Raw genomic sequence first — 21,066 nt, 5'->3', positions numbered from 1 at the left:
CCGCCCCTGGCACGCTATAACCAATGCGTTTAAACACCTGCGTGGTTTTTCAGGTGTTTGTTTTCTCTACTTGTTACTCAAAGGATGCTGATATGAAAATTCGCGCCATGGTTGTCGCGCTGGGAATGGTTTCGCTGCTGAGCGGCTGCGAAGGAATGGATAATAACGCACTGTTGCAGTCCGGCGCGCAGGCGTTTCAGGCTTACTCACTGAATGACGCCCAGGTTAAAGAGCTGAGCGATCAGTCATGTGCCCAGATGGATAAAGAGAACCAGCTGGCGCCGGCCAACAGCAGCTATCAGCAGCGGCTGAACAAAATCGCCGCCGCGCTGGGCGATAACATCAACGGCGTACCGGCCAACTACAAGGTGTATCTGACCAAAGACGTCAACGCCTGGGCGATGGCGAATGGCTGTATCCGCGTTTATAGCGGTCTGATGGATATGATGAGCGACAACGAAGTGGAAGGCGTGCTCGGCCATGAAATGGGCCACGTCGCGCTCGGCCACACGCGCAAAGCGATGCAGGTGGCTTTCGCGACCACGGCGGCACGCAATGCTGCGGCGTCGGTGGGTGGCGTGATTGGTTCGCTGTCGCAGTCACAACTGGGCGAAATGGGCGAGAAGCTGGTTAACGCGCAGTTCTCACAGACCCAGGAGTCGCAGGCGGATGACTATTCGTACGATCTGCTGAAGAAGCGCGGCATTAATCCGCTTGGTCTGGCGACCAGCTTCGAGAAGCTGGCGAAGCTGGATCAGGGCCGCCAGAGTTCGATGTTTGACTCGCATCCGGATTCTGAGTCGCGCGCGCAGCATATTCGCGACCGCATCGCGGCGGATGGTAAGTAGTCGCCGTTTTCCCCTCACCCCAGCCCTCTCCCGCTCGCGGGAGAGGGGGCAGTCCGTGCTGTTCTCACCGCCAGCTCGATCGCTTCCCTCTCCCGCACGCGGGAGAGGGAGCAGGCCGTGCTGTTCTCACCGCCCGCTCGATCGGTTCCCTCTCCTGGGGGAGAGGGTCAGGGTGAGGGCAGCCGTCCGCACCGCTGCTTAACCTTTATTCGCCGCCTGCACGTGCAGCATATCCAGCGCCAGCGTGGCAGCGGCCAGTGAGGTCAGGTCGGCGTGATCGTAGCCCGGCGCCACTTCCACCAGATCCATCCCCACAATGTTCATACCCTGCAGGCCGCGAATCAGCTTGGTGGCTTTATCGCTGGTCAGGCCGCCAATCACTGGCGTACCGGTGCCTGGCGCGTGGGCCGGATCGAGGCAGTCGATATCAAACGTCAGGTACACCGGCAGATCGCCCACGGTGCGCTTCACTTCGGCCAGAATGTCGTCCACGCTGCGGTCATTAACCTGCGCGGCGTCCAGCACGTTGAAGCCCAGGCTCTTATCGAACTCGGTACGGATACCAATCTGCACCGAATGCTGCGGATCGATCAGCCCTTCCTGCGGCGCAGTGTAGAACATGGTGCCGTGGTCAAAAGTCGGGCCGTTGGAGTAGGTATCGGTATGCGCATCGAAGTGCACCAGCGCCATCTTGCCGAAGTGTTTAGCGTGCGCGCGCAGCAGCGGCAGTGTGACATAGTGATCACCGCCAAAAGTCAGCATGCGCTTGCCGTTCGCCAGCAGTTTTTCCGCGTGCGCCTGCAGCTTGTCGGACAGATCCTGTGAATCGCCGAAGGCGTACACCAGATCGCCACAGTCCACCACGTTGAGGCGCTGACGCAGATCGAAATCCCACGGCCAGCGGCAGCCTTCCCACGCCAGGTTAGTGGAGATCTGACGGATCGCACCCGGCCCTAAACGGCTGCCTGGCCGGCCTGACGTTGCGGCATCAAACGGCACACCGGTAATCACCCACTCGGCGTCGCTGTCATAAGGCTGGAAGTTCAGCGGAAAGCGCATGAAACCGAAGGCGTTAGAAACCAGGGAGTTGTCGTACTGATTGCCCAGCGTGTTGTACATAACGAGTCCTCTTAAATCCTTAAATCGGTTAGCCAGTTAAGGTATAGATGAAAAAAATCCCCTCCGCGTCGTTAGGCCCGACGAGGAAGGGATTGATGGGCGTGATTATCGCCGAGATTGCCGCGCATCGCAATTAGCGCTCGCGCATCGCCTCTTTGGCCTTGTTAAACGGTTTGACCAGATAATCCATGATGCTCTTCTCGCCGGTTTTGATATCCACGGTGGATACCATGCCCGGGCTGATGGCAAAGCGCCGGCCAGCCTTGTTCTGCACATAGTCATTATCAGTACGAATAAACACGCGGTAGTAGTAAATCTCTGGTTTGACTTCGTCCTGGATGGTATCCGGCGAAATGCTTTCCACCACGCCGTTCAGGCCGCCGTAGATGGCGTAATCGTAAGCGGAGATTTTTACCACCGCGCGCTGGCCGGGATGGATAAAAGCAATATCGCGCGGCGACAGGCGTGCTTCAATCAGCAGCCGATCGTTCATCGGTACGATGTTCATCAACTCACCGTTGGGCGGAATCACCCCGCCCACCGTCGAGACTTTGATGTTTTTCACGATGCCGCGCATCGGCGCGCGGATGGTCAGACGCGTTACGGTATCTTCGCGCCCTTTAATCACCTGCGCCAGGCTGTCGGCTTCGGCGCTGGCCTTCGCCAGCTCTTCGCGCGCCTGCACATAATACTGCGAGCGCATATCGGTAAGTTTCAGCTCCAGGTCGGACTTATCGCGCTGTAAGCGCAGCACTTCCACGCTGCTGGCGGCACCGGTTTTCGCCAGCCGCTGGGTGATCGCCAGTTCGCGATTAGCCAGCGCCAGCGACTCCTTAAACTGCCGGGTTGCATCATTGAGCTGGGCGCGTTTGGTGTTATACAGCCGGGTTTCCGCCGCGATAAGATCCGGGTAGCCCTTCAGCTCGGCGGGAAACGTGAGCGGATCATCGTTCACTTCCGCACGCAGGCGCGAGGCCGCTGCCAGCGCGGCCCGGTAGCGCGCCGCGCTCTCGCCGACGCTGGACTGCGAGCGTGTGGCATCCAGTTTCGCCACGATCTGCCCGGCCTGCACGCGATCGCCCTCATGCACATACAGTTCCGTGAGAATGCCGCCCTCCAGCGACTGCAGCACCTGCTCGCGCGAACTGGGGATCACCTTCCCGGTGCCGGTTGAGACCTCATCCAGCATGCCAAACCACGCCCACACCAGCGCCACCACGATCAGCGCGGTGCTGATGACGATCAGCCGCACTGCGCCGGTATAGTGGCTTTCCGATTTCAGTTCGCCGAGCAGATCGTCGGACGAATCCACTTCCGCGGCGGTCACCAGCCGCAGTTTTGCCGGCAATTGTTTCATCATGGCTGTCCCTCCCCCGCCGCTCCGCTGGCGCGCGGTGCCGGCAGCGCGTTCTCTTTCGGGCTGTCCATTACCAGCTGCCCCTCTTTCAGCACCAGTATGCGATCCACCAGCGACAGAATTGCCGCGCGGTGCGTCGCCACGATCAGCGTGCGGCCATTCAGCCAGGCACCCAGCCGCTCAATAAAATCCCTCTCGGTATGATCGTCGAGCGAAGCGGTCGGCTCATCCAGCAGCACGATATTAGGATCGCGCAGCAGCATGCGCGCCAGCAGCAGCGACTGGCGCTGGCCGCCGGACAGCCCGACGCCGCCCTCCATGACCGGATGATCGAGCCCGAGCGGCAGACGACGAATAAAATCGGCCCCGCCACTGACCGTCAGTGCGGCAAAAATCGCCTCGTCGGTGGCGTGCGCCGCGCCCATGGTGAGGTTTTCCCGCAGCGTACCGTGGAACAGCCGCGCGTTCTGCGTCAGTAGCCCGACGTTGCGCCGCACGTCCGCGACATCAATATGCGGCAGGCTAAGATTGTCCAGCCGCAGCTCGCCGCCCACCAGATCCATGCCGCCGGCCATCGCCTGCAGCAGCGTGGATTTACCAGAGCCGTTGCGCCCCAGCACGGCGATGCGCTCACCCGGCTTGATGGTCAGCGTCTTGATGCGCAGCGCCACCGTCAGCGAATCGCTGTAGTAGCGGAACATGGCATCGGTGAACTGGTAGTGGCCAAACAGCACCGGACAGTGAATGCGCGTTTCGTCTTTACTGTTCTCCACCGGCAGATTCATCAGCGCATCGAGGCTGCTCTTCGCCGCTTTTACCTGCTGCCAGCGCGCCAGCACGCCACACAGCGTCGCCATTGGCGCAATCATGCGCGAAGACAGCAGCGACGCGGCGACAATCGCCCCGGTGGTGATGTCGCCGTTGATCACCATCGGCGCCCCGACCACGATCACGCTGGCGTACACCAGCCCCTGAATGGTGACGCCCCAGCTAATCAGCGCATGCATCACTTTGCGCATCTCGACGCCCGACTGCGCGGTGATGCGGATATAGCTGTTCCACTGCTGCAGAAAGCGATCCTCCGCCTGCATCAGCTTGATATCTTCCAGCCCCTGCACGCTCTCCACCAGCACCGCGTTGCGCAGCGTCGACTCTTTCAGGTTTTGCTGCGCCAGCTTTGCCAGTTTTTTCTGGCTCAGCACGCCGGGCAGGATCATCAGCAGCACCGCCACCGGCGCGATCCACGCCAGCTGCGGCGCGATGATCGCCATCACCAGCATAAACAGCAGGAAGAATGGCATATCGACGATCGCCGTCACCGTGGTCGACGTCACCATTTCGCGCACCGCTTCCAGCTCGCGCAGCTGCGAGATAAAGGTGCCGGTCGATCGCGGTACCGCGCTGTTACGCAGCCGCAGCGCGTGGCCGAACACGCGGTCGGAGACGCGCATATCGGCGCGCTTGCCGAGCAGATCGGTGACGTGATCGCGACCGACGCGCAGAATATAGGTGAACACCACCGAGAGGATCACCCCGATATATAGCACGTACAGCGTGGGGTACGACTGCGCCGGGATCACCCGATCGTACACCTGCATCGAGAAGATGATGCCGACCAGCGCCAGCAGGTTGATCAGGAACGATCCCAGCATCACGTAGCCGTAAGGACGCATGTCGTGCAGCACCAGACGGCGCAGCCAGTCGGGCCTGACCGTGGCGAGATAGCGATCGACACGGCTATCTTTGGCGGCCGTCACCGGACGCAGCGCCGCGGCGTAGCGGATCTGCGGCAGCAGCGTGTTCAGCGCGATCGGCGCCGGTTGTTCATCGCCGGCCAGGTGCACGCGCACCGTGTCATCGCCATCAAAGCTGGTGATGACGCCAACCTGGCCGTCGCTCAGTTCCACCGCCAGCGGCAAGCGCCAGCTGCTGATCTCCCACTGATGCTCTTCATACAGCTGCAGCGACAGCCCGGCCTGACGCGCCAGATGGCGCAGCGCTTTATCACGTGACTGTTTGCCCTGCCATTCGCTGGCAGCCATGATCATGCCCGGCGAGCACGGCAGGCGATAATGGGTCGCGATGAGAATAATGGCGGTGGCCCAGCCGTGCAGCGGCACCTCGCCACCGGCGGCGCTGGCGGGATTGCCATTGGAGGCGTCCGGAATCTGTAATTGCGTCATGGCTGGATCTCCACGGACTGGATGCGCTGGTTATTCAGCGCAAACGCTGACCGCATCTGCCCGGTGCTGTATAAGCAGTCGAGCTGCAGTGAACGTAACTGACTGATGGTTTGCTGCATGGCGAAGCGCGTCTGAAACACTTCCTGTTCGGCGTTGAGCACGTCCAGCAGCGGACGGGTGCCGAGCTGCAGATACTGATCCTGATACAGCTGCTGCGTCTTCTCGCCCAGCGTCTGCTGACGCGACATGATCGCCAGGCTCTGCGACAGGCTCAGCGCTTCGGTTTGCGATTCGCTGAGCTGCTGCTGCGCTTTGAGGCGCGCCGAGTTCACCGCCGCATTGGCCGCCTGCAGCGCGCTGGCCGCCGCATCGCGCGCCGCGGTAATGCCGCCGCCCTGATACAGCGGCATCTCAACTTTGACGAACGCGGAATACTGGGTGCGGTCGAGCGTTTCGCTGCCGGAGTAGTGATTGTTGAGGTAATGCGTGACCTGCGGTTCCAGCGAAATGGTGGGTAAATTCTGCGCGTTGGCGTTATCCAGTTTAGCCTGCGCCTGCCGCGCCTGCGCCCACGCCGCCAGCACCGCCGGATTGGATTTGTCGTCAGCTTTGCCCACCGCGCAGGCGCGCGTCAGGCTGGGCGGAAACGCATCGCTGACCTTTTTCACCAGCGGCCAGCCGAGATAGCTGGCCAGCGTGGCACGCCAGCGGTTGAGGCTGGCCTGATACTGGGTCAGCGTGGTGCGCGCCCCTTCGATACGCGCGTCGGTCTGGGTGGCGTCCGAGAGCGATGCTGCCCCCTCTTCATTGCGCTGACGCGCCAGATCGCCAATCTTACTCAGCGCCGTCAGCTGATCCTGGGCGATCTTCACCAGCTGCTGATAGCCCTGCACCTGCACCAGCGCAGCGGCGGTGTCGTGCGCGACGGTATCAATACTCACCAGCACGCTGGCCTGCTCCTGCGCCACTCCGGCTTCGGCGGAGCGCACCGAACTGCTGACTTTGCCGAAGTCATACAGCATCTGCGATACCGACAGCACAAATGACGGGCTGAAGCCTTTTTCGCTGTAGGCGTTGCTGTAGCCGTTGTTCATGCCGGCGCTGATTTGCGGATAGTATTTGGCCTGCGCCACATCGACCTGGCTGGCCTGCTCCAGCATTTTGCCAATCGCCTGCGCGATGTCCGGATGCCACTGGATGGCGCGCTGTACGGCCTGGTTAAGGGTTAAGGTATCCGGCACGTTAGCCAGCGCGGGTTCGGCCACCTGACCGGTTAAGGAGGGAAGATCCTGCTGCTGCGCCAGACCGGCTGAGGTTATGCGCCCCGCCTGCGTCACGGCATCACTGGCAGCCATAAGATGAGAACTGTGAAAAAACACAATGCCAGCACACAGGGCGCTGAGCTTACAGGTACGGCGAGTTGTTGCGCCTGATTGCATCAGATCCATCGATTGTTCACCAGTAAAAGAGAGAAAGGGGCACCTCCCTGTGCCCGTTATGCTTCCCTGCGTTACACCCACTAAGCCGTGTGGTTTTGATGCGGTTGCTGCAGCAACTCCTCCAGTGAGACGTTTACGCCTTCCAGGGTAATCAGCTGCGTACTGCTGTACCCCGTGCCGCTGCCGTCACGGTCAATCGACAACACCGTATTGCCGTCCGCGGTATGATCCACTTTCACAAAATCATTGATATTACTGGTGGAATCATTCCAGCCGATCAGCAGACTGCTGACGTCGATCTTGTCACCCTGCGCGACGCTGAAGTCGGTCCAGGTGTCGTGACCGTTGCCGCCGGTGGCATCTGCGCTGCTCAGCAGGTGGTAAACCAGCGTATCTGCGCCGGCACCGCTGGTAATGGTGTCGTCGTAGGCGCTGCTGGTGAGGCTGTCAGCCGCGGCGCTGCCCGTGATGGTCGGGTGGAGCTCAATGGTAAAGGTGTTGCTGGTGATGGTGCCGTCGGACGACGCCAGGGTGTAGGTAAACACCTCCTTATGCGTGATGTTCTGGATATTCACATCCGCGTTCAGGGTATAGGTATAGCTACCGTTGGCGGCGATGGTCAGCACACCAAAGTCCCCGGCCACCGCCGTGCTGCCCACGCTGCTCACGGTGGTGAGATCGCCGTGCTCATTGAGGATGCTCAGCGTGCCGCTGTGGCTGACATTGCTGTCTCCCCAGATGCTGCCGCTGGCATCATGCTCGCTGCTGGTGGTGGTTTCCGCCGCCAGACTGGTGGTGGCGAACAGCGCGGTGGCCGCACCGTTATGCAGCGTCACCGTCAGCGTCGCCGAGGTCACTGCACCGCTGGCATCCCGCACCGAGTAGGTGAAGGTGTCTGCGGATGGCAGGGTATCGATATCCAGCCCGGCCTTCAGCGTGTAGGTGTAGTTACCCTTCGCATCAATAGTCAGCGTACCGTAGGTGGTGTTGATCACCGTATTGCCGCTGGACGCCACCGCGCTGCTGCCCACCGACGCCACCGCCGTGCCGGACGGAATCGTCCCGGCGATGGAGCTGGTGTCGTTGGTCAGCAGGTTACCGGTGACCGTCGCGGCGGTGGTGACCGCCAGCGTGGTGAAATCCGACACCGTACTTACCGTGGTGGTTGGCAACACGCTAATGTTGGTGGTGGCTGCGACCACCACCGCATAGTTGCCGGTCCCCAGTCCGGTGTAGGTGACGTTTGCCCCTTTCAGCGTACCGATCGTCAGCAGCGCGTTAATGTAGTTGGTCTTAATACTGATCAACTGCCACGAGCCGTTCGCCTGCTGTTCGTACAGGTTTAACGAATAGTTGGCGGCCACGCCGAGACTGGTCACCGAACCGTTGAGCGTCACGGTACGGCTGTCATCGTTACCCACGCTGAACAGGTAAGCATTACCGTTGTTCAGTACGCTGGCATTGAGTACCGTACCCAGCCCCACGGTCAGCAGCGCGGTGTGCGACGAGTTGACCGTACCGTTGTTCACCGTTGCCTGCGTGCTGGTGTAATCCACCTCGTTGCTGTCGTTGGTCGCCACGATGCGAATCGCACCGGTCAGCGAGGCCCCCGGCGAGACGTTACCGGCGCGATCCGTCTGGATCACCGAGAGCGGCGCACCGGTGATCTGCGCGGTGGTGAGCGTCACCGACCAGTTGCCGCCGCTGCCGACCGTGGTGGTGCCGAGCGCGTTGCCGCTGGCATCGCGCACCGTCACCGTGGCCCCCACTTCACCGCTACCGGTGACAAGGGTACCGGCGCTGTTGATCGCCAGCCCGCTTACCGCCGCTGGCGGCAGGGTATCGACATTCACCGTCGCCGTGATGTTGCCGGTGCTGACGTTACCCGCCGCATCGGTCACCGTGGTGCTCAGCGTGTGCGCGCCGTTCGCCAGCGTGGCGGTGGTGAAGCTCCAGCTGCCATCACTACCCGCGGTCACAGAACCAATGGCGCTGGCACCGTCGTAGATGGTGACCACGGCACCCGCTTCGGTGGTGCCGCGCAGCGTTGGCGTGGTATCGCGCGTAAAGGCACCGTTCGCCAGCGTCACCGGCGTACCGCTGATGTCATCAATGATGGTCAGCGTACTGGCGACCGGCACCACGGTGTCGACGATCAGCGTGGTCGACACCTGCGGGCTGACGTTGCCCGCCGGGTCGGTCTGCGTCACGTTCAGCGTGTGGCTGCCGTTGCTCAGCGCGTTACCTACCACGAAGCTCCAGCTGCCGTTGCTGCCCACCGTGGTGGTGCCCAGAAATGTGGTGCCGTCGTACACCGTGATGCGCGCGCCCGCCTCGCCATTGCCGCTCAGCAGCGGCGTGCTATCGTTGGTGACGCCATTATTCGGAATGGTCACCGCCGTGCTGCCGTTGTTGTTGAGCGCCAGCAGATTGGTGATGGCCGCCGGTGCCGTGGTATCGATGATCACCGTGGCCGCGGTGGTGCCGCTGACGTTACCTGCGGCATCCGTTACCGTCACCGTGATCGGGTGCGGACCGGCGCTCAGCGCCGCCAGTGGCGTGAAGCTCCAGCTGCCGTCCGCCTGCACAATCGCCGTGCCCAGTGCCAGACCGTTGTCCAGAATGGTGACGCGTGCCCCGGCCTCCGCCGCGCTGACGCTGCCGCGCAGCGTTGGCGTGGTGTCGTTGGTCGCGCCGCCGTTGACGATGGTGGCACCGGTCGCATCATTAATAATGGTGAGACTGGTGTTCGCTGGCGCCACCGTATCCACGGTGAGGTTAATCACCTCAGAGCGGGGACTGACGTTGCCCGCGCTGTCGGTCACCGTCACGCTCAGCGCATGGGCGGCATTGCTCAGCGTCGGCGAGACGAAGCTCCAGCTGCCGCTGGCGTTAGCCTGCACCGTTCCGAGCAGCGCGTTGCCATCGTAAACCGTGACAATCGCGTTCGCTTCCGCCGTGCCCTGTAGCGTCGGCGTGCTGTCGTTGGTGACCCCGTTATTAACGATAGCCACACCGGTGACGTCGTTGGTCAGCGTCAGTCCGGTTGCCGCCAGCGGCGGCGCGGTGTCGACGGTCAGCGCAAGGGACGCTGCGGGACCGGTATTGCCGGCCGCATCGGTGGCCGTCACGCTGAAGGTGTGTAAACCGTCAGACAAGGTGGCGGTGACGAAGCTCCAGCTGCCGTTGCTGGCCGCGGTAACCGAACCCAGCACCGTATCACCATCGCGGATGGTCACGATGCTGTTGGCTTCCGCCGTGCCGCTCAGGCGTGGCGTGCTGTCATTAGTGACGCCCCCCGCCGCAATCGCCACCGGCGTGCTGCCGTTGTTGTTCACCGCTGCCAGCCCGGTGATGGCTACCGGCGGCGTGGCGTCGATCACCAGCGTGGCGCTGGTAGTGGCACTGACGTTACCGGCCGCATCGGTGACCGTGACGTTGAGCGTATGGAGCGTTTCGCTCAGCGCCGTGGCTGGCGTCAGCGTCCAGTTGCCGTCCCTGCCCACCAGCGCGGAACCGACCAGCGTGGTGCCATCCAGCACGGTGACGATGCTGCCCGCCTCCGCCCGGCCGCTCAGCACCGGCGTGGTATCGCTGGTGACGCCGCCATTCGGGATGACGCTGCCGCTGACGTCGCTGGTGACCACCAGCGTGGCCGCGCCCGGCGCAACGGTATCGACGGTGATAGTCACCGGCGTGGTGCGCGGGCCGGTATTGCCCGCCGCATCGGTGACCGCCACGCTCAGCGCATGCGCGCCGTTACCCAGCGTCGGCGAGACAAAGCTCCACGCGCCGCTGCCGTTCACGAGCGCCGTGCCCAGCAGCGTATTGCCGTCATAAACGCTAACCGTGGTGTTGGCCTCGGCGCTGCCGCTCAGCGTTGGCGTGGTATCGTTAGTCGCGCCGCCAGCCGGTATGCTGACGCCGGTAACATCGTTAGTGATGGTCAGGTTGGTGGCCACCAGCGGTGGCGTCGCATCAACGATCAGCGTCACGCTGAGCGCCTCGCCGGTGTTACCCGCCGCGTCCGTTTCCGTGACGCTGAAGGTATGGCTGCCGTCGCTCAGTGCCGCAGAGGTGTAACTCCAGTTACCGCTGCTGCCGACCGTCAGCGAGGCCACCACATCGCCATCAAGGCGAATCGTCACCACGCTGCCCGCTTCTGCCACACCGCGTATCAGTGGCGTGTTGTCATTAGTGGTACCGCCGTCAGCAATGGTCACCGGCGTGCTGCCGTTGTTGTTGCTGGCCGTCAGCGTCAGATCGTCCGGCGCCAGGGTATCAACGATCACCGTCGCGCTGGTGCTGGTGCTGACGTTGCCCGCCGCATCGGTCACCGAAACGCTCAGGGTGTGCGATCCTTCACTCAGCGCTGTCGCTGGCGTGTAGCTCCAGTTGCCGCCGGACGGCACGGTCAGCGTGGTCAGCACATCACCATTGTTGAGGATGGTGACCGTGCTGCCCGCTTCCGCTACACCGCTCAGGGTTGGCGTGGCATCGCTGCTGTAGCCGCCGTTAAGCACCGGCTGCGCGGTATCATCGTTGGTGATGACCAGTGTCGAAGCGTTCGGTGCGATGCTGTCCACAGTGAAGCTAAGCGCCGGTGTGCGGTCGCTGCTGTTCCCCGCCGCATCGCTGACGCCCACGCTCAGCGCGTGCGTCCCTTCGCTCAATGCTGGCGTGGTCAGCGTCCAGCTTCCCCCTGCGCCCACCACCACCGACGCGATAGCGGTGTTGCCATCGTACACCGTGACCAGGCTGCCCACTTCGGCGCTGCCACTGAGTACCGGCGTGTTGTCATTGATGACGCTGCCGTCGCTAATCGGCACCGCCGTGCCGCTGCGATCGTTGCTGATCACCACATCAGCGGCCACCGCCGGCGCGGTGGTATCCACGGTGAAGCCGAGGGTAGCCGATGGCGCCCCCTCATCACCGCCAGGGTTTTGCGCGGTGACATAGTAGGCGTAGCTGTTATCACCTAATGGTGACGTTGGCGTATAGCTCCACTGGCCGTTAGCATCCGCCGTAACGCTGGTGATTACCGCATCCGTATTAGCGTCATAAATACGAATCAGCTGACCGGGTTCGGCAGAGCCGCTGAAGGTTGGCCTGGTGTCGCGGGTTACCGCGCCGTCTGCCAGCGTCACCAGCGTCGTGCCCGTGTCGTCAGTGATTTGCAGCGTCGAGGTGGCTGGCGGCAGATCGGCCTGCACGTCAAGGCTGAACGCCGGCGTCGCCGTGCTGACGTTGCCCGCCGCATCGGTGACGGTCACGGTGAAGCTGTGAGGTCCGTTGTTGAGCGCCGCGGTCGTAAAGCTCCAGGCCCCGCCCGAGCCGGCCAGCGCAGTGCCCAGCAGCGTGGTGCCATCGTAGATGCTCACCGTGCTACCGGCTTCTGCCGTGCCGCTCAGGGTTGGCGTGTTGTCATCGGTCGACGCGCCGTCATCCAGCGGGCCCGTCGTGCCGCCCACGTTATCGGCGACCACCAGGTCAGGAACCGCGTCTGGCGCCAGCGTATCGACGGTGATGTTCACCGGACCCACCGGCTCGCTGACGTTGCCAGCGGCATCCACCACCTGCACCGAGAAGGCGTAGCTGCCATCCTGCAGCGCGCTGGTTTCAAAGCGCCATACGCCATTGGCATCGGCGACCACCGAGCCAATCACCGTATCGTCCTGCAGCAGATTGATGATGGCACCGGCCTGCGCCGTTCCGCTCAGTACCGGCGTGGTGTCGTTGGTAAAGCTGCCATCCACCAGCGGCAGTGCGGTCGGACCGTTATTGGCGTTGACCTCAAACGACAGCACCGGATCCGGCCCGACGGTGTTAACCGTCACGCCAACGCTCACCGGGTCGCTGACGTTACCCGCGCTGTCACTGACGACGACCGTCAGCGTATAGCTGCCGTTATCCAGCGGCGACGTATTCAGGCTCCAGTTGCCTTCGCTGTCCACCGTCGCCGACCCCACCAGCACGTTGCCGTTGTACACGTTGACGAGACCACCCGGCTCACCGCTGCCGCTCAGCAGCGGCGTGTTGTCGTTGGTGGCGCCACCGTTGGCGATGGTGACAAGGTTATCCGGATCGTTGTCATTCTGCAGCAGCACGGCGCTGACCGGCTGCGGCGGCGTAGCATCAACCTGAACGGTAAAGGTGGAAGACGGCGCACTGACGTTGCCGAGGCTGTCCGTCACCGTGGCCGTCAGGGTGTGCTGACCATCGGTGAGCACGGGCGACAGGAACACCCATTCGCCGTCCGCATTGGCGGTGGTCGAACCCAGCACCACATTGCCATCGTAAATGGTCACCAGGCTGCCAGCCTCCGCCGTACCGCTCAGGCGTGGCGTGTTGTCATTGGTAAAGGTGCCATCGGGCACCAGTACCAGATCGGTGCCGTTGTCGTTATTCACTTCCAGCGTGGCCTGGGCCGGAGCCTGGCTATCCACGGTAAAGGTAATCGGTGCCGACGCCGGCCCGGTGTTACCGGCCGCATCGGTGACCGTCACCGTCAGGCTGTGCGCCGCGTTGGTGAGGGTTGGCACGTTGAAACTCCACGCGCCGTCACTGCCCGCAATCGCCGTACCAATCGGCGCGCCATTATCCAGAATGTTCACCGTGCTGCCCGGCTCAGCAACGCCCGCCAGCAACGGCGTGGTATCGCTGGTGGTCGATCCCGACGGAATATCTACCAGCGCACTGCCGTTGTCATTGGAGAGACTGATTTCCGTCACCTGATCCGGGGCGGTGGCATCAATCACCAGCTGTGCCGTGACCGGCGCGCTGACGTTGCCCGCCGCGTCGCGCGCCACAACGGTTAAGGTGTAGCTGCCGTCACTCAGCGCACTGGCCGGCGTGAAGCTCCAGCTGCCGCTGCTGCCCACGGTGACGCTGCCCACCGGACCGTTCTGCGAGGTAATCACAATCAGGCTGCCCGGATCGCCGCTGCCGCTCAGCACCGGCGTGTTGTCACTGGTTAAGCCGCCGTTCGGGATGGTGACCGGATCGCCGTTGCCATTGTCGCTGGCGACGCTCAGCTGGGTGACCGCCGACGGTGCTACGGTATCGACGGTGATCGCCACACTGGCGCTCGGTGCACTGACATTGCCGGCGACGTCGGTGACCGTCACGCTGAGGCTGTGCGAGCCATCGGTCAGTTCAGGTGAGAAGGTCCATGCGCCGTCGTTATCTGCCGTAGCCGTGCCGATCGGCGTCTGTCCGTCATAGACGATGATGGTGCTGTTCGGCTCCGCCGTTCCGCTGAGCAGCGGCGTGCTGTCATTGGTGTTGCTGCCTGAGGCGATCGGCGTGGCCGGATCGACATTGTTGTTCACCAGCAGCAGATCGACGACCGCGTCCGGCGCCGTGGTATCCACGGTAAAGCTAATCGGCGCGGAAGGATCGCTGACGTTACCCGCCGCATCAGTCACCGTTACCGTCAGGCTGTGATCGCCCTCGTCCAGCGTACCGGTAACAAACTGCCAGCTGCCATCGGCGCCCACGGTCACCGAACCGATCGGCGTCGTGCTGTCGCCATCGTAGACAGTGATGATACTGCCCGCCGTGGCGCTGCCGGAGAGCTGCGGCGTGGTGTCGTTGGTCGCGCCATTGGCGGCAATCGCCACCAGCGTGCTGCCATCGTTATTGCTCAGCACCACGTCCACTGGCGCTGCCGGTGGCGTAAGATCAACGGTGAAGGTGTACGGCGCGGACTCCGGCCCGACGTTGCCTGCCGGATCGGTGACGCTGGCCGTCAGGCTGTGACTGCCCGCTTCCAGGGCGGTATCTGGCGTGAAGCGCCAGCTGCCGTCATTGCCGGCGGTAGCCGAGCCGATGATCACGCCGTTGTCGCGCACGATCACCACGCTGTCAGGCTCGGCGCTACCGCTCAACACTGGTGTGGTGTCGTTGGTCGCCCCGCCAGAGGCCACCGGTACGGCCGGATCAACCTCATCGTTCACCAGCAGCAGGCCGGTCGGCTCGGCCGGTGCCGTGGTATCCACGGTAAAATCAATCGCCGCGGACGGTGCGCTAACGTTGCCCGCCGGGCTGGTAACCGTCGTGGTCAGGCTATGTTCGCCCTGGCTCAGCGTCGGTACCGCATAGGTCCATGTGCCACCGGCCCCCACCAGCACGCTGCCTAGTACCGTGTTGCCATCGAGGATGGTGACGGTGCTGCCGGCATCGGCGGTGCCGCTCAGCTGCGGCGTGGTGTCGTTGGTCGCGGTGCCGCTGTTGATCGGCTGCAGCGTCTCGCCGTTATCGTTGTTCAGCACGACATCAACGGCGGCAGACGGCGTGGTGAGATCGATTGTGAAATCAAACGCATCAGACACCGGCCCGCTGTTGCCCGCCGTGTCGGTGACAACGGTGGTCAGGCTATGCGTGCCCGCCTCCAGTGCCGGATCCGGCGTGAAGCTCCAGTTGCCGTTTGCATCGGCCTGCGCCGAGCCAATCACGCTGCCATTGTCGTAAATCGCGACGAGGCTGCCCGGCTCCGCGCTACCGCTGAACAGCGGCGTGGTGTCATTAGTGACGCCATCCGCCGCGATCGGCAGCGGCGTTGCGCCCTGATCGTTAACCAGCAGCAAGTCTGCGGCGGGCGCCGGATCGGTGAGATCGATGTTCACCTCCAGCGGAGCAGAAGGTGCGCTGGTATTGCCAGCCGGACTGGTTTCGGTCGCCGTCAGGCTGTGCGGCCCCTCGCCCAGCGCGGTGGCTGGCGTGAAGCTCCAGCTGCCGTCGTCGTTGACCGTGGTGGTGCCCAGCACGGTATTGCCATCCGAGACGGTGATGGTGCTGCCGGCGGTGCCGCTGCCGCTCAGGACCGGCGTGGTGTCGTTAGTGGCACCGCTGGTGATCAGCACCGGCGTGCCGCTCTGATCATCACTGAGCTGCACATTGCCCGGCGCGGCTGGCGTGGTGGTATCGATGGTGAAGCTGAGGGCGGCCGAGGGTTCGCTGGTATTGCCAGCGGTATCGGTCACCGTCGCCGTCAGGCTATGGTCACCCGCTGCCAGCACCGGTGCGGTGAAGCTCCAGCTGCCGTCGTTGCCGACGGTGGCGGTGCCCAGTACCGTATCGCCATCGGAAATGGTCACGGTGCTGCCCGGTTCCGCGCGGCCACTGAGCACCGGCGTGGTGTCATTGGTGAGGCCATTGCTGACCGGCACCGGTGTACCGCTCTGGTCGTTGCTGAGCAGCAGCTCGCTGGCCACAGCAGGGGCGCTGGTATCGACGATGACAATCACCGCCGTACTGCCCGGCCCGGTATTGCCCGCCGTGTCGGTAACGGTGGACGTCAGGTTATGCTGCCCTTCGCTCAGCGGATCGGTCGGGGTGAAGCTCCAGCTGCCGTCGCTGCCTGCCGTCGCTGTGCCCAGCACCGTATCGCCGTCGCTGACGGTCACCGTGCTACCGGGTTCAGCGGTACCGCTCAGGGTTGGCGTGGTGTCATTGGTGCTGCCGCCCGCGGCAACCGGTGTGCCGTCGCCATTGCTGAGCTGCAGATTGCCTGCCGCCGCCGGTGCCTGCGTATCGACGGTGACGGTTACCGGTGTTGACGCCGGTCCGGTGTTGCCAGCCGCATCGGTCACGGTGCTGGTCAGGCTGTGGCTGCCATCGCTGAGGGGCGGCGTGGTGAAGCTCCAGTTGCCATCGTTGCCCACCGTGGTGCTGCCAATCACCGTACCGCCATCAGAGATAATGACCACACCGCCGGCTTCACCGCTGCCGCTCAGGGTTGGCGCAGAGACGTTAGTGCTGCCTGTGCCCAGCGGATCGCCGTCATCGTTGGTCAGCTGGATGCCTGTCGGTGCCGCGGGCGCGACGGTGTCGATGGTGATGGTGATCACCGGCGAATCCGTCACCGTGCCGCTGCCGTTATCGGCGCTGGCGCGGAATGCGTAGGTGCCGTCGGCCAGCGCTGCTGGCGTGAAGCTCCACTGGCCGTTGCTGCCCGCGACCACGCTGCCCAAAACCGTGCTGCCGTTGTACAGGGTGACGAGATCGCCCGCCCCGGCCTGGCCGCTGAGAATCGGCGTGCTGTCGGTGGTGCTGTCGTTATTGGCCAGTTCGACCAGCGTGCTGCCGTTATCATCGGTGACAATCAGCAGGCTGCTGGTGGCCGGCACGCCCGCCTCAATGTTGACCGTGAACACCGGCGATGCCGGACTGACGTTGCCGGCCGCGTCAGTCACCGTGGTGGTCAGGCTGTGCTGTCCGTTGGTGAGCGCATCTGGCGTAAAGCTCCAGCTGCCGTTGCTGGCGGCGGTCACGCTACCGAGCAGCGTGGTGCCGTCATAGATACGCACCACCGCGCCCGCTTCTGCCGAACCGCTCAGGGTTGGTGTGCGATCGTCGGTGGTCTGGCCGGAAGCCAGCGCGCCGGTGGCGCTGCCCGCGTTATCCGTCACCTGCAGGCCGCTGACGGCGGCAGGCGCGGTGGTGTCAACGCTAAAGGCGATCGGCGTTGATGCCGGGCTGACGTTGCCGGCGGCATCGGTCACCGTGGTGCTCAGGCTGTGATTGCCCTCGCCCAGCGCTGGCGTGGTGAAGCTCCAGCTACCGTTACTGCCCACGCTGACGCTACCGAGAACGGTGTTGCCATCGCGAATCGTGACAATACTGCCGGCTTCCGCCGTGCCGCTCAGCAGCGGTGTCGCATCGTTGATCGCGCTGCCGCCTGTCACCGGCTGTGCGGTACTGCCGGCATCGTTCAGCAGTGCCAGATCGCTGGCTGCCGCCGGTGGCGTGGTATCAACCGTAATGTTCAGGGTGACGGTGTCAATCACATTACCGTCAACGTCGGTAATGGTGGCGCTGAACGCGTGGCCGCCTTCACTCAGGTTGCTCAGGGCAAAGCTCCACTGCCCATTGCCGTCGGCGGTGGTGCTGCCGAGCAGATCGCCGCCGTCAAAGATGCGGACGAGGCTACCCGCCCGGGTCAGGCCGGCGAGGGTCGGGCTGTCGTCATTGGTGACGGCGCCGTTTTGCAGTGAGACGAGGGTATTGCCGCTGTCGCCCACCAGCTCAATGCTGGCGCTGGCGGGCGGCAGCGCAGCGTCCACATTGACCACAAATTCCGCGGTCGCGCTGCTGACGTTGCCCGCCGCATCAGTTTGCGTAACGGTCAGGCTGTGGCTGCCGTTGCTGAGCGCTGGCGTGGTAAAGCTCCAGCTGCCGTTGGCCCCGACAAGGGTATTGCCCAGGAGCGTGCTGCCGTCGTAAATGCTGATCAGCGCACCGGCTTCGCCGCTGCCGCTCAGGGTAGGAGTGTTGTCATCGGTGGTAGCGCCCGACGTCAGCGGGCCCTGGCTGGCACCCACGTTGTCGATCACCTGCAGATCGCCGATCGCCGCCGGTACGGTGGTATCGACGGTGACCACGATAGCCGCTGACGCCGGACCGGTGTTGCCGGCGCTGTCGGTTACCGTGGTAGTCAGGCTGTGATTGCCGTCGCTGAGCGCTGGCGTGGTGAAGCTCCAGCTGCCGTTACTGCCGACGATCGCCGTGCCGAGCACGACGTTGCCATCGCGTACCGTAACGGTGCTGCCGGCCTCTGCCGTGCCGCTCAGCACCAGCGTGTTGTCATTGCTGCTGCCGCCGGCGGCAATCGGCGTCACCGTGCCATTGCTGTCGCCGGTCAGCAGCAGATCGCCTGCCGCGCCGGGCGCCACGGTATCAATGGTGACCGTCAGGGTGACGGAGGTGGTGACGTTACCGGCGGCGTCGGTGGCAACTGCGCGGAACGCGTAAGTACCATCTGCCAGCGTGGCGGGAGTGAAGCGCCACTGACCGCTGCCGTCGGCAATAGTACTGCCCAGCAGCGTGGTGCCGTTGTACAGCGTGATGACGGCGTTAGCGCTCGCCAGGCCGCTCAGCACCGGCGTGCTGTCTTTAGTACTGGCGCCATCGCTCAGCGTGCGCAGCGTGGCATCGCTATCGTCGGTAATTTGCAGCGAACTGCTGGTTGACGGCAGGCCCGCCTGAATCGTCACCACAAACGGAGAGGACGCAGCGCTGACGTTGCCGGCAGCGTCCGTCAGCGTCACGGTCAGGCTGTGGCTGCCATTGCTCAGCGCTGGCGTGGTAAAACTCCAGTTGCCGTTCGCGCCCACCAGCGCGGTGCCGAGCAGCGTCTGACCATCGTAAACGCTGACGACAGCGCCCGCTTCACCGCGGCCGCTCAGGGTCGGCGTGTTGTCATCGCTGCTCGATCCGTTTGGTACCGGCGTGGTGCTGCCGCCGCTGTTGTTGGTCAGGGACACGTCCGTGGCCACTGCCGGTGGCTGCGTATCGACAGTGAAATCAACCGGGCTGGTGGCCGGACTGGTGTTGCCGGCCGCATCGGTGACGGTAACCGTCAGGCTGTGCTGCCCTTCACCCAGGGCAGGTGTCGTGAAGCTCCAGCGGCCATCGGCACCGACGGTGACCGTGCCCAGCAGCGTGGTGCCGTCGTAAATACTGACAATGGTCCCCGCTTCGGCCGTACCGCTCAGCGTAGGCGTGTTGTCATCGGTGCTGGTGCCGCCCGTGATAGCGCCCTGCACGCTGCCCGCGTTATCCGTGATCAGCAGATCGCTGACTGCCGCCGGAGCCGTGGTATCACCGCCGCCGCCATTATCCCCGCCGCCGTTATCCCCGCCACCACCACCGCCACCGCCGTTGTTACCGGCGATCAGCGCACCGATACCGGCCAGCGCGGCGCCGGCGATACCAAAGGCGGTTAGTGTTCCGTCACCCGTGACGTTTTCTGCTAACAGCCCTTCCGTGCTGTCGATAGAGACAAACTGGAAGCCTTCTGTGCCGGGATCTTCCACCCACCACAGCGCGCCTTTGTCGTCCTGCAGCACCAGATCGCTGTCGCCGTTAGCATCGTAGAATTTATGAATAATAACGACTTCACCGGATTTAGTGGTGACCACTAAATCACTACCATTGCGTGTGAAAGACTTAATATCAGCCTGATTAAGGTTGAGCTTAACCACACTGGGAGCAGTCAAATTAACCTGATTACCGCTCACTTCAGTAGCAATCGTTCCGCCTTTAGGCGTTACAGAGATATTGTTCATTTTATCGATATCCCGCGCAGTTATAAGCTTAATGGCATCCATAAAAACGGCCGGTATCACCAGACACCGGTATTCTTCGCGAATAATTCAATGAATTACTCACATCCTCTCCAGGCCGGTTTCATCTGCCAGAGGCACAGTGAAAACGCGCTGAGTCGTTATTTGCCGCCCGCCCGAAAAACAGCTCTGCCGAACTCTTTTCAGACTTGCGCCAACAAATCAGTGAGATAGACGCTCTTCCAGTGGTAGCCTTGCATGCCGTAAATTGATTTTTGCGACAGCAAATCAACCTGACGTTGATGTTCAACGCCCTCAATAATCACGCCGCGACATAATTGATTGAGGTGGTCGAGCAGAATGTCGAAAGTGCGATCTTCGCCAAATTGCCAAAAAAATTTTTTATCAATCTTGACGATGTCGAATATTCCGCTATCGAGCATGGTCAGGTTGGAATAACCCGGACCAAAGTCATCGAGCCATAACGGGGCCGGCGTGATTTTGGCTACGCCTTTCAGGATCAGCAGGTCGGCGCTATTAAAGCGTGCGGTGAAGAAGGCAGAGATTTCCAGCCGTAATCGCGTCAGCGCGGCCAGTTTTCTTTGTATTTCAGCATCTTTAAAAATGCCTGAAACAATATCTCTGTCTACATTAACGCTGATGACCTGCTCAAACCCCGCATGGTAAAGCTGAATAAGTTTTTCGACCTGGTGGAGGAATAACTGCCATTTTTCGTCAGCAGAAAGCCGACTGAAGAACCCTGCATCCCTGTCAGGGTTACGCTTATTATTGGTATCTGCATCATCTGCGAAACGCGTCAACAATTCCCATGCCACCACTTCACCGGAAATAGCGTGAACCGGCTCCAGCATCAGAATGTAGTCGGATTTGCAGCGCATTTTACGATCCTTACACTGGCTGATAGCGCGTTAAACCGTCAGCTTTTCTCATGTGATTCGTAAGGGAAACATCGATAAAACTTAACACCTTAACTGAAGGTTAACTTACAACTTACATTTTGAAAAATAGATTTCAGTGAACAACAGCGTGAAC

At 62.5% G+C, this 21,066-nt stretch carries 7 protein-coding genes; 1 reads left to right on the top strand and 6 read right to left on the bottom strand.

What is annotated here, in order from left to right:
• Positions 1–92: 92 nt before the first annotated feature.
• Positions 93–848 (top strand): M48 family metallopeptidase, encoded by a 756-nt coding sequence (locus FT726_RS10210; RefSeq protein WP_021506645.1) that lies wholly within the window; start codon positions 93–95, stop codon positions 846–848.
• A gap of 198 nt (positions 849–1,046) precedes the next feature.
• On the opposite strand, the gene speB is transcribed toward FT726_RS10210, so the two are convergent.
• From speB to FT726_RS10180, 6 genes are all read right to left on the bottom strand, one after another.
• Positions 1,047–1,967, bottom strand: a complete 921-nt coding sequence (gene speB, locus FT726_RS10205; protein ID WP_021506644.1) for an agmatinase — start codon at positions 1,965–1,967, stop codon at positions 1,047–1,049.
• Between the two features lie 133 nt (positions 1,968–2,100).
• Positions 2,101–3,324: an HlyD family type I secretion periplasmic adaptor subunit gene (locus FT726_RS10200; RefSeq protein WP_369974314.1), complete on the bottom strand. Its 1,224-nt coding sequence runs from the start codon at positions 3,322–3,324 to the stop codon at positions 2,101–2,103.
• Entirely contained in the window at positions 3,324–5,507 is a 2,184-nt protein-coding gene (locus tag FT726_RS10195) for a type I secretion system permease/ATPase (RefSeq protein WP_346302775.1), read from the bottom strand. The genes FT726_RS10200 and FT726_RS10195 overlap by 1 nt, the downstream gene beginning before the upstream one ends.
• A complete protein-coding gene (locus tag FT726_RS10190) occupies positions 5,504–6,955 on the bottom strand; it encodes a TolC family outer membrane protein (protein WP_031279469.1) in 1,452 nt (483 codons plus the stop codon). Before FT726_RS10190 ends, FT726_RS10195 begins: the two co-directional genes overlap by 4 nt.
• 71 nt (positions 6,956–7,026) lie before the next feature.
• Positions 7,027–20,016 carry an Ig-like domain-containing protein gene (locus FT726_RS10185; RefSeq protein WP_346302774.1) on the bottom strand — a complete coding sequence of 4,330 codons (12,990 nt, stop codon included), beginning with the start codon at positions 20,014–20,016 and terminating at the stop codon, positions 7,027–7,029.
• Positions 20,017–20,216: 200 nt separating this feature from the next.
• Positions 20,217–20,912, bottom strand: a complete 696-nt coding sequence (locus FT726_RS10180; protein ID WP_058776232.1) for an EAL domain-containing protein — start codon at positions 20,910–20,912, stop codon at positions 20,217–20,219.
• Between the last annotated feature and the right edge of the window lie 154 nt (positions 20,913–21,066).

This window comes from Pantoea sp. Morm (assembly GCF_016643525.1).
Taxonomy (GTDB): Bacteria; Pseudomonadota; Gammaproteobacteria; order Enterobacterales; family Enterobacteriaceae; genus Pantoea; species Pantoea dispersa.
Note: the sequence above shows the minus strand (reverse complement) of the source record. Positions and strands in the feature narration are given on the sequence as shown.